The 219-nt window shown below is 58.9% G+C and carries 1 protein-coding gene; it reads left to right on the top strand.

Translation table 11 applies throughout. The annotated features are described in order from the left end of the window. Positions 1-219: NHL repeat-containing protein (locus S1OALGB6SA_RS08785; protein WP_442789591.1), on the top strand; the 219-nt coding region annotated here is incomplete at both ends.

The following is a 219-nucleotide window of genomic DNA, read 5'->3' as shown; positions in this document are numbered from 1 at the left end:
TAGCCGGCAGTGGCACAGCGAGTTCTGGGAATGGCATCGGCAACACGGCACAGTTCAGGTGCCCCTCCGAAGTGGCTGTGGACTCATTCGGCAATTTCTATGTGGTAGATAGTGTCAACAACCGCATCCGGAAAATCACGCCGGGGGGGGTGGTAAACACCTTGGCCGGCACTGGCTCAGAGGGTTTTGCGGATGGCACCGGCACTGCGGCGCAGTTTA

Source organism: Olavius algarvensis spirochete endosymbiont (assembly GCA_900608495.1).
GTDB lineage: Bacteria > Spirochaetota > Spirochaetia > DSM-2461 > DSM-2461 > UBA2779.
Note: the sequence above shows the minus strand (reverse complement) of the source record. Positions and strands in the feature narration are given on the sequence as shown.